Here is a 14,084-nt window from a genome sequence, read left to right as displayed (position 1 = left end):
GCAATGAATGTGCTGATCGTTACTGCCTGCCCCAATGGGCAGGTCACCAGCGTACTGTGTTCCCGCTTGCTGCAGGCTGCTGCCGAACGCCTCGGCTGGACCACCCAGGTTGAGGTGCATGACGCCAAGGCCATTGGCTCGCCCCTGAGCGCCCCCGCCATTGATGCTGCAGAGCTGGTGCTAGTCGTCAAGACTGGCGAGCTGGATCTGCAGCGATTTGTCGGCAAGCGAGTGGTGCAGTCCACGCCGTCCGAGGCGCTGGCGGATCCGCAGCAGTTCTTGCTGGTTGCCGCCGAGCAGGCGCAAGTGCTCGAACAGGCCGCGCCTACCGCCGCTGCGACTTCGTCTGGCAAGCCGAAGCTGGTGGCGATTACCGCCTGCCCAACCGGCGTGGCCCACACATTTATGGCCGCCGAGGCGCTGCAACAGGCGGCCGAGCAGTTGGGCTATGACTTACAGGTGGAGACTCGCGGCTCGGTTGGTGCACGCAACCTGCTCGACGAGGCGAATATCGCAGCGGCCGACGTGGTGTTGCTGGCCACCGATATCGAGGTGGAAACCGACCGTTTCGCCGGCAAGAAGGTCTATCGCTGTGGCACGGGCATCGCCCTCAAACAGCCAAAGCAGACTTTGCAAAAGGCGCTTGCCGAAGGCGTTCTGCAACAGGGCGCGGGACAGGTGCAGAGCACCGAGAGCGGCAAGTCCGCGACCAAGAGCGGCCCCTACAAGCACCTGTTGACCGGGGTGTCCTTCATGCTGCCGATGGTGGTGGCGGGGGGCTTGCTGATCGCCCTGTCGTTCGTGTTCGGTATCGAGGCGTTCAAGCAGGAAGGCACGCTGCCAGCGGCGCTCATGAAGATCGGTGGCGATGCCGCCTTCGCACTGATGATTCCGGTGCTGGCCGGCTATATCGCCTATTCGATTGCCGACCGCCCCGGGCTTGCGCCCGGCATGATCGGTGGCATGCTTGCCAGCGCCCTGGGCACTGGTTTTCTCGGCGGCATCATCGCGGGGTTCCTGGCCGGTTATCTGGCCCTGGGCCTGAACCGCTGGCTGCGCCTTCCGCAGAGCATCGAGGCGCTCAAGCCGATTCTGCTGATTCCGTTGCTCGCCAGCCTGGCCACTGGCCTGGCGATGATCTACGTGGTGGGTACCCCGGTTGCCGGCATCATGGCGTCGCTGGAGACCTTCCTGCAGAACATGGGCACCACCAACGCGATCCTGCTCGGGCTGTTGCTCGGCGGCATGATGTGCGTGGACCTCGGTGGGCCGATCAACAAGGCCGCCTACGCATTCTCAGTCGGCCTGCTGGCCTCGCAGAGCTATGCGCCGATGGCAGCGACCATGGCCGCCGGCATGGTGCCGCCGATTGGCATGGCCATCGCCACCGTGCTGGCGCGTCGCAAGTTCAGCCAGACCGAGCGTGAGGCCGGCAAGGCCGCTGGTGTGTTGGGGTTGTGCTTCATTTCGGAGGGGGCGATCCCGTTCGCGGCCAAGGACCCGCTGCGTGTCATTCCGGCGAGCATCGCTGGCGGCGCATTGACCGGTGCTCTGTCGATGTACTTTGGCTGCAAGCTGATGGCACCGCACGGTGGTTTGTTCGTGCTGCTGATCCCCAACGCGATCAACCATGCGCTGCTGTATCTGCTGGCTATCGTGGCAGGCAGCTTGGTGACCGGCGTGGTCTATGCGCTGATCAAGCGCCCTGAAGTCGAAGCCCTGGCGGTTGCCGCCAAGGCTTGAAAGACAAACGGGGCATCTATTGATGCCCCCGTTTTTAGCGTGTACCGAAGACCACCATGGTCTTGCCTTTCACGAACACCAGGCCCTGTTCTTCCAGGGACTTGAGTACCCGACCAACCATCTCCCGCGAACAGCCAACGATACGGCCGATCTCCTGGCGGGTGATCTTGATCTGCATGCCGTCCGGGTGGGTCATCGCATCTGGCTGCTTGCACAGGTCGAGCAGGGTGCGCGCAACGCGGCCGGTAACGTCGAGAAACGCCAGGTCGCCGACCTTGCGAGTGGTGTTACGAAGGCGCTCGGCCATTTGCGAACCCAGGGCGAACATGATGTCCGGATCCTGCTGGGTTAGCTCGCGAAACTTGGCGTAGCTCAGCTCGGCTACTTCGCACTCGGTCTTCGCCCGCACCCACGCGCTACGTTCTTTCTCGGCGCCTTCCTTGCAGAACAGCCCCATCTCGCCAAAGAAATCGCCAGGGTTGAGGTAGGCGATGATCATCTCGCGGCCATCATCATCTTCGATCAGGATGGTGACCGAGCCTTTGACGATGAAATACAGCGTCTCACTGCGGTCGCCTGCATAGATGATGGTGCTTTTGGCGGTGTAACGGCGACGGTGGCAGTGTGAGAGAAGCTTGTCGAAGTTTTTGACCTTTGGCGTGAGAGTAATAGCAACCATGCCTGAAATTCCGAATAGATGAAAAAAGGCCTGTGACAGGCGTAATAGGTGACGCTGTCCAGCTCCGGAGTGCATTGCGTGGAACGCGGCTACCCGGGACGAATACCTTGTTCTTGTAAATCTAGAACGTCGTCGTACCTCAGTGATCAGATTGTGCCACTAAAACGGCATCATCATGCTCGGTGATACCTGCCAGCGGTCTGATTTGTGAGTTATGGCACGTTCTTGGCGGAACTCTAGCAGCATCTGTGGCACGCGGTGCAAATCCTGCCCTGTGATAAGCTGCCGGCTTTTTTACGGAGGAGCGGCAACGATGAAAGCTCGCGTTCAATGGGCAGGTGAAGCGCTGTTTCTAGGCGAGTCCGGCAGTGGCCATGCGGTGGTGATGGACGGGCCTCCCGAGAATGGCGGCCGCAACCTGGGCGTGCGCCCGATGGAAATGCTGTTGATCGGCCTGGGCGGCTGCAGCAACTTCGATGTGGTGAGCATTCTCAAGAAATCCCGCCAGCCAGTCGAAAGCTGCGAAGCGTTTCTCGAGGCCGAGCGTGCATCGGAAGATCCCAAGGTGTTCACCAAGATCCACCTGCACTTTGTGGTCAAAGGCCGCGACCTCAAGGAAGCACAGGTCAAGCGCGCGGTGGAGTTGTCTGCCGAGAAGTATTGCTCGGCCTCGATCATGCTCGGCCGCGCCGGCGTGGAAATCACCCACGATTACGAAATCGTCGAACTGGGTGCCTGAAGCTGACAGGGCGACTGACGCCGCCCCGCTAGTTGCACATCAGATGCGGTAGGTGGTTTTGGTCATGACTTTGGAAAGCAATCTCATGCCCAGCTTGACCGGCGCAGGGAAGCGCACGCCACCAGCGTCCAGCGCGTTGTTGGCATGTTCCATTTCATCACTGCGCATCTGCTGCAGGATTGCGCGGGACTTGCTGTCTTCCTCGGGAATCTGCTCCAAGTGCTCGTCCAGGTGTTTGACCACCTGGTCTTCAGTCGCGGCAACGAAGCCGAGGCTGACCCGGTCACTGACCAGACCAGCGACTGCACCGACGCCGAACGACAACCCGTAGAACATCGGGTTGAGCACGCTTGGATGGTTGCCCAGCTGGCGAATGCGTTGTTCGCACCAGGCCAGGTGGTCAATCTCTTCATCAGCGGCATGCTCCATGGCCTCGCGTACACGCGGCAGCTTGGCGGTCAATGCCTGGCCTTGGTACAGCGCCTGTGCGCACACTTCACCGGTATGGTTGATACGCATCAGCCCGGCGATATGGCGAGTTTGCTGAGCATTGAGCTCGGCTTCCCTCTCGACGATGGCAGGGGACGGGCGACTGGGTTGGCCGCTGAAGGGCAGCAATGTGCGCAGCGCCATATCGGCTTGCAACAGCAGGCGGTCGACGGGCGAATAATGGCGGTCGTTGGCCATGAGGTTTCTCCGGCGATGACAAGAGTCCGCAGTTTACCGCAAACCGCCTAAGTCGGTCGTAGAGCGTGTGAGCCGCTGACAAACGTGCGGCGTTTCTATCCTCGTGCATCGGTCTCTTGCTCGCGCTGCCCGGTTGGCAGGACTATTGGCCGCCGCTTGGGCATAAGGAGTTGCTGTGAAGAACGATATTCACGACCTGGGGTTGGTTCTCGATTCCAAGGTCAAGCTGGTGCTGATCGAATCCTGGGATGAACGGCGTGTGCTGGAAACCCTGACAGGGCTTGCGGTGCGCCGCGGCCTGAGCCTGTTTACCTGGTCGATCACCGACGGCTTGCAGCGCGGCGGGATTGCCGGCGAGGTCTTTGCTGAAAGCAACAGCCATGAGCCCGAGGCGGCCTTGCGACTGATCAAGGCCGATCCGCAGGCAAGCCTTTACGTGATGTGCGATCTGCATCCGTTCCTCGATGACAACCCAAAGCTGGTGCGGCTCCTCAAGGAAGTCGCCATGGCCGATGCCTCCCAGGCGCCGACCATCGTGCTGGTGTCTCACGCCTGCAAGCTGCCGCCGGAAGTGCAGCGTTACGCCGCGCGCCTCAATCTGGCGCTACCGAGTGAGGATGAGCTGCTGGCCATCGTCCGTGAAGAAGCCGCGCGCTGGAGCGAGCGCAATCGTAACCGCCGGGTGCGCACCGACAATCGTACGCTGCAGCAGGTCGTCAAGAATTTGCGCGGCATGAGCCACGCCGAGGCGAGGCTGCTGGCGCGCAACCTGATCTGCGACGACGGTGCGATCACCCAGGAAGACTTGCCGGAGTTGAACAAGGCCAAGTTCGAGTTGCTCGATCTCGATGGCGTGCTCAGCTACGAGCACGACACGGCGCGTTTCGCTGATGTTGGTGGGCTGGCAAATTTGAAGCGCTGGCTGGGCGAGCGCCAACGCGTGTTCTTCGCCGGTGAAGGCGTGGATATTCCCAAGGGGGTGCTGTTGGTCGGCGTGCAGGGGGCTGGCAAGAGCCTGGCGGCCAAGGCCGTCGCAGGGTTGTGGGGGCTGCCGCTGCTGCGTTTGGACTTTGGTTGCCTGTACAACAAGTTCTTTGGTGAAACCGAGCGCAATCTGCGGGAGGCGCTGGCGCTGGCAGAACAGATGTCGCCATGTGTGCTCTGGGTCGATGAAATCGAGAAAGGCTTGGCCAGCGGCGACCAGGACGGCGGCGTCAGCCAGCGCGTGCTGGGTACGCTGCTGACCTGGATGGCGGAGCGTAAGTCTTCAGTGTTCATGGTCGCCACCGCCAACGTGATCGACCGCTTGCCGCCGGAGCTGGTACGCAAGGGCCGTTTCGACGAGCTGTTTTTCGTCGACCTGCCTGAAGCTGATATCCGTGCAGAGATCTTTCGTATTCACCTGCAGCGCCGCGAACTTGAGCCTTCGTCATTCGATCTCGCGCAATTGGCGGACGCGTCCAATGGGTTCTCAGGTGCCGAGATCGAGCAGGTGGTGGTCAGCGCTTTGTATGCGGCTCAGGCGCAGCAGCAGTCGGTCGATCACTGCATGCTGCTGCGCGGCATTCAGGCCACGTCGCCGTTGTCGGTGATCATGGCCGAGCGACTGGGCGAGCTAAGGGCCTGGGCGCGTGGGCGGACGGTCAGCGCTAACTGACGCTCAAGTGCGGCCAAAGCGGCGATTGAGACGTGCCGCGAAGCGTCGCACCAACCACCGGGGAAATAGCCGGGGCGCCATCACCAGCAGGCGGTTGCGCCAACCCGGCACGATGATCGCGCGATTGCGCTCCAGCCCGCGTACGGCAATCAGCGCCACCTCTTCAGCGCTGAGCATCAACTTGCCGCGTTCCAATGAGCTCGTATCGAGCTGCGCATTGCGGAAGAAAGCGCTGTGCGTCGGCCCTGGGCAAAGCACCGAGACCTTCACGCCATGGCCGCGTAGCTCCTCGCGCAGCCCCTCGGAGAAATGCAGCACGTAAGCTTTGCTGGCGTAGTAGCTACTCATCCAGGGGCCCGGCTGGAATGCGGCAACAGAGGCAATATTGAGGATTTGCCCATGCCCTCGAGCAGCCATGACCGTGCCGATAGCGTGGCATAGGCGTGCAAGGGCTAGCACGTTGAGCTCCAGAAGTTGCTGCTCACGGCGCCAGTCCTGGGCGACGAAGGCGCCACCGCTGCCGATGCCCGCGTTGTTCACCAGCAGGTCGATGACCTGGCCGCTCTGCTCCAGTTCATGCAGCAGCCCTGACAGCTGCAGAGGTTCGCTGAGATCGCAGACGCGAAACAGCACATCCACGGAAAAGCGCTGCGTCAGTTCGTAGGCGATGCTTTCCAGCGCATCGCGTTTGCGCGCCACGAGAATCAAGTTACGCCCACGGCGGGCCAGCGCTTCGGCCAGTGCCAGGCCGATGCCGCTGGAGGCACCCGTAACCAGGGCATAACGTGACATCAGATCCTCCAGAACACTTCGCGGGCAGGTGTATAGCCTATCCGCAACCGGGCTGTCGGCGCTGCAACTGCATCGCCGTCAAAGCAAATAAAAGCTTTGGCCCTGCAGTGCTTAGCTGCCCTTCAAGAGCTCGCCGAACAGGCCGCCAAAGATGGCAAGCATCGCAAACCCGCTGAGAAACAGCATCAGCAGACTGCCAATGAGCAGGATCAGAAAGATGCCTGCCACCAGGTTGACGGCTAGGCTGTTGGGTGGCGGCGGCTGACCATAGCGGTTGCTGCCGGCGGGGCCAGGTACCACCAGCATGATGATCCAGAATACGCTGCTGATGACGGGCACCAGATTGAGTAGCCACAGCCAGCCGGTCCAGCCCATGTCATGCAGACGCTGCACACCGATTTGCGCACTGATCACCAGCATGCCGATGATCGCGCCGATCAACAGGATGCTACCGAGCGTTTCGGATGCCATCGTGATGGCGGAGATCCCGAGCATAATAGCGACAAATATGAACAGTAATCCCAGAGACCAGGCCAGATAGCGCATGCGGCCAATACGGCCTCTGAACGAGTTGATCTTCAGCTCGCCAACCTGACCCGCGTGAGTATTGATTTCGGCCTTTGGCGGTGAATAAGGCGTTTGCGGCGTTGCCGTGTTGCTCAACGCTGGTCTCGCTTGGGTGCTTTGCGGGTTGGCTGCCTGGCGGACGAGGTATTTTTCGATGATTACGCCGCAGGCCGAGCACTCCGCTGCCTTAATCTGCGGGTGGCCGCACTTCGGGCATGTCATGGTGCCCTGAGGTTGTACTGAGGGTTCGGCCTTCTGCGCTTTCTCTTCATCGGTTTCCAGCAGACTCAGGGCCGCCGACAGATCCGTCTCCTTGCGGGCTCGTGCGCCAGCGCGCTGCAGAACGTTGAGGTATTGCTCGGCCTGTGTTTCATCCAGATCTCGCTTGAGCGCAATGGGACCGCGACCGAACAAATTGTCGATGCGCGTGCGGTCACTCTTGAAGAGGCTGGCCAGGTTGCTCTTGACCTCCTCCAGGGAGGTGTCGGGCATCAGGCTGCCATCGAAGATGATCTTGTAGCGGGGCTGGCTCATGCGCGTCCTTGTCTGCACGGAGGGAAATGTTCGCCGACCCTAGCCCGCCGTCGAAGGCTCGACAAGTAGGCGTGGGTAGGTTTTCAGCGCAGCTGAGCGGTGGTTCTCAGCTTGCAGGCAGTCGCGACGCTGGTAGATCAGAAAGGTCGAACGACAACCAGGATGACGACGGCAATTAGTATCAGCACCGGCACTTCATTGAACCAACGATAAAACACGTGGCTGCGTTTGTTTTCGCCACGGGCCAGGCGCTTGTACATGGCGCCGCATACATGGTGATAACCCACCAGCAGTACCACCAACGTCAGCTTGGCGTGCATCCAGCCTTGGCTCATCCAGCCCGGTGCGAGCACCAGCAGGGCGACGCCCATCACCAGGGTGACGATCATCGCCGGCGTCATGATGCCGCGATAGAGCTTGCGTTCCATGATGCTGAAACGCTCACGGCTTGGAGCGTCTTCGCTCATGGCGTGGTACACGAACAGCCGAGGCAGATAGAACAGACCGGCAAACCAGCAGACCATGGCGACGATGTGCAGGGCTTTGATCCACAGATAAAGCATTGCCGTTCCTTTTCATTGATAGGGTTTGCGATACTAGTGCCCATTATCTCAATAGTCATCAAGACGGTTGGCCGCAGGCGGGGTGGGCCTTATCATCGAGTTCTTTGTCGAACATCCTTGAGGCACCCGATGCAGGTTTCCCCAACTTTTATGACCAAGCCTTTTAGCAGGGGTTGCCGTGTGACGGGCCTGCAGCGCTGATGGCAGGTTGGGAGGTTCGCCCCAGCAACCGCGCGAGTGAACGACGCCTGCGCGTTGCGCTGGTGGTTCTGCTAGTTGCGGTGCCGTTGGCCTTCTATGCGGGTAGCTGGTGGCAAGCCAAGACGATGAAGGATCAGGCGGATGCGTTCGGGGCGATGCAAGTGCATGTCGATGAGCAGGCGCGCGAGCTGGACGATCTGCGTCAGCGCATGGCGGTTATCAGCAGTGGCGAGCAGATTGCGCAGCAGTCTACCGAGCAGAGTCGCCTGACCATCAAGTTGCTCGAAGAGCAGAATTTCAAACAGCAACAGGAGTTGGCCTTCTACAAGGGCGTGCTGGCGCCGGACAGCAAGGTCAATGGTTTGCTGATTCGCAGCTTCGATATTCATCCGACGGAGTCGCCAAGCGTCTATCGCTTCAAGATCATGCTCAGTCGTGTTGGCAAGGACGACAAACCGCTGCAGGGCCGTTTACAGGTTTCGCTGGACGGGCGCCTGGCCGGCAAAGTCAAAAGTCTGCCACTGAGCCAGTTGAGCGGTGATTTGCCGGAGGGTTCGACCGAGCAGTCGATCCCCTTTGCCTTCAAGCACCTGCAGGCCATCCCCGAGGGTGGGCGCCAGGGTGAGCTGCGAATCCCTGAAGGGTTCGAGCCAAAACGTATACGTATCAAGGCTGATGTCGAGGGTGCCAAGCCTGTCGAGCGTCAAATCGAATGGACTGACGGATAGGTGATGAATCGCCATGTGGAATAAAGGTAAAGGCAAGGCAGATATGCAGCGCTTCACGGGCAAGACCAGCCTGATCGCTGCCGGTGCAGTATTTCGCGGTGACCTGGAGTTTCAGGGCGCTGTGCAGATCGACGGCAAGGTGCTTGGCGACATTCTCACCGAGGGAGGGTTGGTGCGGGTAAGCGTGGAGGGGGAGGTTGAAGGCGAGGTGCGTGCGCCCCATGTTGTGATCGACGGCGAAATCATCGGTGATGTTTACGCTAGCCAGCATGTTGAATTGGGCCCCAAGGCTCGAGTTCGCGGCAATCTTTACTATGGCCTTATGGAAATGGCCATGGGTGCGCAGGTCGAGGGCGGCCTGCGGCCCATCAAGGATCAGGACAGACCGTTGGAGCTGCCCGAGAGCGTGGATGACGCGCAATAGTTGACCGCTTTTCTCGGGTAAGCGGATAATGTAGCGCTATTACGCAGTATGGGCGCCTGGCGCCGGGAGATAGAACATGAGCGTCGAAACCTTCACCCCTGCCGCAGCAATGCAGTTCACGCACGGGGCGGCCAGCAAGGTTAAGAGCCTGGTTGATGAAGAGGGCAATCCACGCCTGAAGTTGCGCGTGTTCGTTACGGGAGGCGGTTGCTCCGGCTTCCAGTACGGGTTCACCTTTGATGAAGACGTAGCTGATGATGACACCATTATCGAGCGCGAAGGCGTTAGCCTGGTCGTCGACCCAATGAGCTTTCAATACCTGGTCGGCGCCGAAGTGGACTACCAGGAAGGCCTTGAAGGCTCGCGGTTCGTGATCAAGAACCCTAACGCGACTACTACTTGCGGTTGCGGCTCGTCTTTCTCGATCTAAGCAGCGCCCCTCATGAAAACGCCGCGCAGATGCGCGGCGTTTTTGTTTCTGCCAGATGTTCAGGCGGGGTAGATGGCGCCGAGCACGCGTAGCCCTCTGGCGCCGGTGACCTCTGGGCGGTTACCTGGGATGCCGTTGAGGCAACAGTGGGCCAGCCATGCAAATGCCATGGCTTCAACCCAGTCAGCGGGTACGCCGTGATCATCCGTGCGACTCACTTGTGTAGCCGGCAGGAGGCTTTGCAAGCGGGCCAGTAATGCTTTGTTACGGGCGCCGCCACCGCAGACCAGCAGTTGGCTGCAGTGTGGCTGAGCTTGCTGCAGCGAGGTGGCGATACTGGTGGCAGTCAGTTCGAGCAACGTGGCTTGTACATCCTCTGTCCGGTGAGCGGGCTGGGTTTTCAATTGCTGCTGCAGCCAGGGCAGATTAAACAGCTCGCGACCGGTGCTCTTCGGACCCGTGGCCTGAAAAAATGGATCCGTCAGTAATGCCTGGAGCAGTTCGGCTTGTACATGGCCACTTGCAGCCCATGCACCATCGTTGTCGTAGCTTTCGCCACGATGGTGATGAATCCAGGCGTCCATCAGCACGTTACCAGGTCCACAGTCGAAACCCTTTGCCGGCTTTCCCTTTTCAAGCAAGCTCAGATTGCTGAAGCCACCTACGTTGAGGATCGCTCTGGCAGCGCCAGGGCTTGCAAACAGAGCTTCATGGAAGGCAGGCACCAGCGGTGCACCCTGACCGCCGGCAGCTACGTCGCGGCGACGGAAGTCGCCCACTACCGTGATGCCAGTGAGCTCTGCCAACAACGCCGGGTTGGCGATCTGGATGGTGAAGCCACGCGCGGGCTCGTGGCGCACGGTCTGCCCGTGGCTGCCGATCGCACGAATGTCACCCGGCTGCAGATTTTGCTCGCGCAACAGGCTATGAACACCTTCGGCAACCAGCTGTGCCCACTGCTGCTCGGCTATTGCCGCGCGCGCGAGTTCGTCTGCGCCAGAACTGCAGAGTTCCAGCAGCTGCTGGCGGAGAGAGTCGGGAAGGGCTTGGTAGTGGTGGGCGAGCAACTGCGTGCGCTCGCCTTGTTCGACAAGGGCAATGTCCAGTCCATCGAGGCTGGTGCCGGACATCACACCGAGATAAAGCACCGGGTCAGCGCTTATTGAGGGCGAGCATGGTGGCTTTTTCCTGATCCATGCGGGCCATCAGCGGCTTGCTCACTTGCATGAAGCGCTGCTTTTCCTGGCGCGCGATAGGATCGGACATCGGCAGTTTCTGGCTAAGCGGGTCTACGTGAGTACCGTTGACCTGGAACTCATAATGCAAGTGCGGGCCGGTCGACAGGCCGGTCGTGCCGATATAACCAATGATCTGGCCCTGCTTGACACTGCCGCCGGTGCGTACGCCTTTGGCGAAACCTTGCATGTGCGCATAGAGCGTGCGGTAACGGCTGCCATGCTGCAGGACGATAGTGTTGCCATATCCGCCTTTACGGCCAGCCAGGATAACCTTGCCGTCTCCAGCCGCCTTGATCGGTGTGCCGCGTGGGGCTGCATAGTCGACGCCCTTGTGCGCGCGGATCTTGTTAAGGATCGGATGCTTGCGGCCGTTGGAGAAGCGCGAGCTGATGCGTGCGAAATCCACTGGGGTACGGATGAATGCCTTGCGCATGCTGTTACCGTCGGCATCGTAATAGCTGACGTTGCCCTGTTTGTCGGTGTAGCGCACTGCAGTGAAAGTCTTGCCGCGGTTGGTGAATCGCGCGGACAGGATATTACCGGTACCGACAGTCTTGTCGCCGATGACCTTGTCCTGATAGATAACTTCGAATTCGTCGCCTTCGCGAATATCCATGGCGAAGTCGATGTCGTAGCCAAAGATATTGGCCAGATCCATGGTCAGGTTGTGCGAGAGGCCAGCACGCTTGGCGGACACGAACAGCGAGCTGTTGATCACGCCGTGCGCGTAAGCGTCGCGGACATCAGGCTTTACCAGTTCACGCTTGAAGTCGTAACCCTTGTCCGTCTTGCTCAGGGTGACGCTTTCTAGGTCGCTGAGCTTGCTGTGCAGCCCCTCCAGCTGGCCATCTTCACTGAGCCGGAACTGCAGTTCCTGGCCTACATTCAGGCGGCTTAGCTGCTTGGCTTCCTTGCTGCTGTTGATCACGTCATGCACGGTATTGGCGCTCAGGCCAACCTTGCTGAATACCGTAGAAAGCGTGTCGCCGTTGCCTACGGTAACCGTTTTATTACGTGGGTCTTCGACGGGCGTTGCGGCAACCTCGGGCTCAGCACTCTGCTGGGCGTTTTGCGTATCCGCGCTCCCTTCTATCTGAGCAAAAGGCGAGTCGCTTTCTACTTGCTGGTCGGTGCTGTCTGCTGCTGTGTTCGGAAGGCCCTGAACCTGCTCTGAACCGTTGTCCATATCCAGGTTGAGGAAAGTTTTCTTTGCTTCTACTTCACGAGACGGGAATACAAGGAGTGCGAGACTAAGAAGGGCGGCGACGCCGCTTGCTGCGATGATGTGAGTTTTTGGATATAGCGGCGGCGCTTTAGTTGTAGAGGTCATAAGGCTGCTTTTTGAAGTGAAAAGATGAAAAGGATAAGAAGATACTGATGAATATGCAGTAACTGTATAAAATATAACCAAATCTGCCTTGAGGCAAGCCCGCAGGTGATGGCCGGTGCCTGGTGAGCGCGCTATTGGGTGGAACTTGTCATTTATAGCCGATCTTGTATGGTTGGTTCCCTTTTGAATCTGGTGGCTGTGAGTCCTATGAAGTCGGTTGAAGAGCAGCTCGCGCTGATCAAGCGCGGTGCAGAAGAAGTCCTAGTTGAAGCTGAGCTGATCGACAAGCTCAAGCGCGGTGAGCCGCTGCGTATCAAGGCAGGCTTCGACCCGACTGCGCCGGACCTGCACCTGGGGCATACCGTCCTCATTAATAAGCTGCGCCAATTTCAGGAGCTCGGGCATCAGGTGATCTTCCTGATCGGCGACTTCACTGGCATGATCGGCGACCCCAGCGGTAAAAGTGCTACGCGCCCACCGCTGACGCGCGAGCAGGTGCTGGAGAACGCCGAGACCTACAAGGCTCAGGTATTCAAGATCCTTGATCCCGCCAAGACCGAGGTGGCGTTCAACTCCGCCTGGATTAATGCGCTGACTCCGGCCGACTTCATTCGTCTCGCCTCGCAGTACACAGTGGCTCGCATGCTCGAGCGCGATGACTTCGATAAGCGCTACACCGGTAATCAGCCAATCGCCATCCATGAGTTCCTTTATCCGCTGGTGCAGGGCTACGACTCGGTGGCGCTGCGCGCCGATGTCGAGCTGGGAGGTACCGATCAGAAATTCAACCTTCTAATGGGGCGTGAGCTTCAGCGCGCGTACGGCCAGCCTTCCCAGTGCGTCGTCACCATGCCGCTGCTCGAGGGGTTGGATGGCGTCAAGAAGATGTCCAAGTCGCTGGGTAACTACATAGGTATCCAGGAAGCGCCGGGCGTGATGTACACCAAGCTGGTGTCCATGCCGGATGCGCTGATGTGGCGTTACTTCGAGCTGCTCAGCTTCCGATCCATGGAAGAGATCGAGCAGTTCAAGAAGGATGTCGAGGCGGGGGCCAATCCGCGCGACATCAAGATCAAGCTGGCTGAAGAGATCGTGGCGCGTTTCCATGGTGAAGAAGCCGCTGCTACAGCCCACCGCTCTACCGGGAACCGTATGAAGGAAGGCGAGCTTCCGGAAGACTTGCCGGAGATTGAGCTGGCCGCTTGCGAAGACATGCCGGTTGCAGCGCTCCTTAATAAGGCTGGGCTGGTGAAGAACTCGGCAGTCGCTCGCGACCTGCTGGGCTCGGGCGGTGTGCGTGTCGATGGACAGGTGGTTGATCGCTCCTTTATATGCAAGCTGGGCGCGACCCATGTTTTTCAGGCCGGTAAGAAGGCTTTTGCACGTATTACCCTGAAATCTGAATAAACCGTAAATAAGCCCTTGACCAGAAACTGTGGGGGCCTATAATGCGCACCACTTCCGGCGCAGCCTGATCTGAAAACTCCTTGTGGATCAACGAGTTAGACGAAAATAAAGGTTGCACGGACGGCGAATTCGAGTAGAATGCGCCGGCATCGACAGGGTGGTTTGAGTGGTTCTGTTGATGGTTCGGTCAGGTGTGATCGAAGGCGGTAAAAGAGGGTGTTGACAGCGGTTTGTAACGCTGTAGAATGCGCCTCCCGCTGGAGAGAAGATGATCTGGTCGGGCGCTGCAAGGTGTTGAGAAGAAAGAAAAAGTTCTTCAAAAACAACTTGACAGGAAATGAGGCTGCTGTAAGATGCGCGCCTCG

Annotated in this window: 15 protein-coding genes; 7 read left to right on the top strand and 8 right to left on the bottom strand. The window is 59.4% G+C overall.

Features of this window, described 5'->3' with window-relative positions; all coding sequences use genetic code 11:
- Positions 1–3 precede the first annotated feature (3 nt).
- Positions 4–1,743: a PTS fructose-like transporter subunit IIB gene (locus tag BUC40_RS16460; protein WP_073267260.1), complete on the top strand. Its 1,740-nt coding sequence runs from the start codon at positions 4–6 to the stop codon at positions 1,741–1,743.
- Positions 1,744–1,777: 34 nt separating this feature from the next.
- Here the strand turns inward: BUC40_RS16460 and crp are convergent, their stop codons facing one another.
- Positions 1,778–2,422, bottom strand: a complete 645-nt coding sequence (gene crp, locus BUC40_RS16455; RefSeq protein WP_013789731.1) for a cAMP-activated global transcriptional regulator CRP — start codon at positions 2,420–2,422, stop codon at positions 1,778–1,780.
- A gap of 313 nt (positions 2,423–2,735) precedes the next feature.
- Between crp and BUC40_RS16450 the strand changes: the two genes are divergently transcribed.
- Positions 2,736–3,161: an OsmC family protein gene (locus tag BUC40_RS16450; RefSeq protein ID WP_073267259.1), complete on the top strand. Its 426-nt coding sequence runs from the start codon at positions 2,736–2,738 to the stop codon at positions 3,159–3,161.
- A 39-nt stretch (positions 3,162–3,200) separates the two neighbouring features.
- On the opposite strand, the gene coq7 is transcribed toward BUC40_RS16450, so the two are convergent.
- Positions 3,201–3,848 (bottom strand): 2-polyprenyl-3-methyl-6-methoxy-1,4-benzoquinone monooxygenase, encoded by a 648-nt coding sequence (coq7, locus tag BUC40_RS16445; protein ID WP_073267258.1) that lies wholly within the window; start codon positions 3,846–3,848, stop codon positions 3,201–3,203.
- 175 nt (positions 3,849–4,023) lie between these two features.
- On the opposite strand from coq7, the gene BUC40_RS16440 reads away from it, so the two are divergent.
- Positions 4,024–5,505, top strand: coding sequence for an AAA family ATPase (locus BUC40_RS16440; RefSeq protein ID WP_073267257.1), 1,482 nt, complete (start codon positions 4,024–4,026; stop codon positions 5,503–5,505).
- A gap of 3 nt (positions 5,506–5,508) precedes the next feature.
- Here BUC40_RS16440 and BUC40_RS16435 read toward each other — a convergent pair whose 3' ends face one another.
- The 3 genes from BUC40_RS16435 to hemJ form a co-directional block, all read right to left on the bottom strand.
- A complete protein-coding gene (locus tag BUC40_RS16435) occupies positions 5,509–6,297 on the bottom strand; it encodes an SDR family NAD(P)-dependent oxidoreductase (protein WP_073267256.1) in 789 nt (262 codons plus the stop codon).
- A gap of 111 nt (positions 6,298–6,408) precedes the next feature.
- Positions 6,409–7,398: a DUF805 domain-containing protein gene (locus BUC40_RS16430; RefSeq protein ID WP_073267255.1), complete on the bottom strand. Its 990-nt coding sequence runs from the start codon at positions 7,396–7,398 to the stop codon at positions 6,409–6,411.
- Between the two features lie 137 nt (positions 7,399–7,535).
- Positions 7,536–7,961 (bottom strand): protoporphyrinogen oxidase HemJ, encoded by a 426-nt coding sequence (gene hemJ / locus BUC40_RS16425; protein ID WP_073267254.1) that lies wholly within the window; start codon positions 7,959–7,961, stop codon positions 7,536–7,538.
- A gap of 200 nt (positions 7,962–8,161) precedes the next feature.
- On the opposite strand from hemJ, the gene BUC40_RS16420 reads away from it, so the two are divergent.
- From BUC40_RS16420 to erpA, 3 genes are all read left to right on the top strand, one after another.
- Positions 8,162–8,890 carry a DUF6776 family protein gene (locus BUC40_RS16420; RefSeq protein WP_073267253.1) on the top strand — a complete coding sequence of 243 codons (729 nt, stop codon included), beginning with the start codon at positions 8,162–8,164 and terminating at the stop codon, positions 8,888–8,890.
- Between the two features lie 13 nt (positions 8,891–8,903).
- Entirely contained in the window at positions 8,904–9,314 is a 411-nt protein-coding gene (locus BUC40_RS16415) for a bactofilin family protein (RefSeq protein ID WP_073267252.1), read from the top strand.
- 76 nt (positions 9,315–9,390) lie between these two features.
- Positions 9,391–9,744 carry an iron-sulfur cluster insertion protein ErpA gene (gene erpA, locus BUC40_RS16410; RefSeq protein WP_073267251.1) on the top strand — a complete coding sequence of 118 codons (354 nt, stop codon included), beginning with the start codon at positions 9,391–9,393 and terminating at the stop codon, positions 9,742–9,744.
- A gap of 59 nt (positions 9,745–9,803) precedes the next feature.
- On the opposite strand, the gene BUC40_RS16405 is transcribed toward erpA, so the two are convergent.
- Positions 9,804–10,874, bottom strand: a complete 1,071-nt coding sequence (locus tag BUC40_RS16405) for an anhydro-N-acetylmuramic acid kinase (protein ID WP_073267250.1) — start codon at positions 10,872–10,874, stop codon at positions 9,804–9,806.
- 22 nt (positions 10,875–10,896) lie between these two features.
- The gene (locus tag BUC40_RS16400; RefSeq protein WP_073267249.1) at positions 10,897–12,312 is read right to left on the bottom strand and encodes a peptidoglycan DD-metalloendopeptidase family protein; all 1,416 of its coding nucleotides are present in this window, start codon (positions 12,310–12,312) and stop codon (positions 10,897–10,899) included.
- 207 nt (positions 12,313–12,519) lie between these two features.
- Between BUC40_RS16400 and tyrS the strand changes: the two genes are divergently transcribed.
- Positions 12,520–13,719: a tyrosine--tRNA ligase gene (gene tyrS / locus BUC40_RS16395; protein ID WP_073267248.1), complete on the top strand. Its 1,200-nt coding sequence runs from the start codon at positions 12,520–12,522 to the stop codon at positions 13,717–13,719.
- 87 nt (positions 13,720–13,806) lie between these two features.
- Here tyrS and BUC40_RS23020 read toward each other — a convergent pair.
- Positions 13,807–14,084: hypothetical protein (locus tag BUC40_RS23020; RefSeq protein WP_208605783.1), on the bottom strand; the 278-nt coding region annotated here is incomplete at its 5' end.

This window comes from Phytopseudomonas punonensis (assembly GCF_900142655.1).
In the GTDB taxonomy this organism is placed as follows: domain Bacteria; phylum Pseudomonadota; class Gammaproteobacteria; order Pseudomonadales; family Pseudomonadaceae; genus Aquipseudomonas; species Aquipseudomonas punonensis.
The sequence above is the reverse complement of the archived record's forward strand: the minus strand, read 5'-3'. Positions and strand labels throughout refer to the sequence as shown.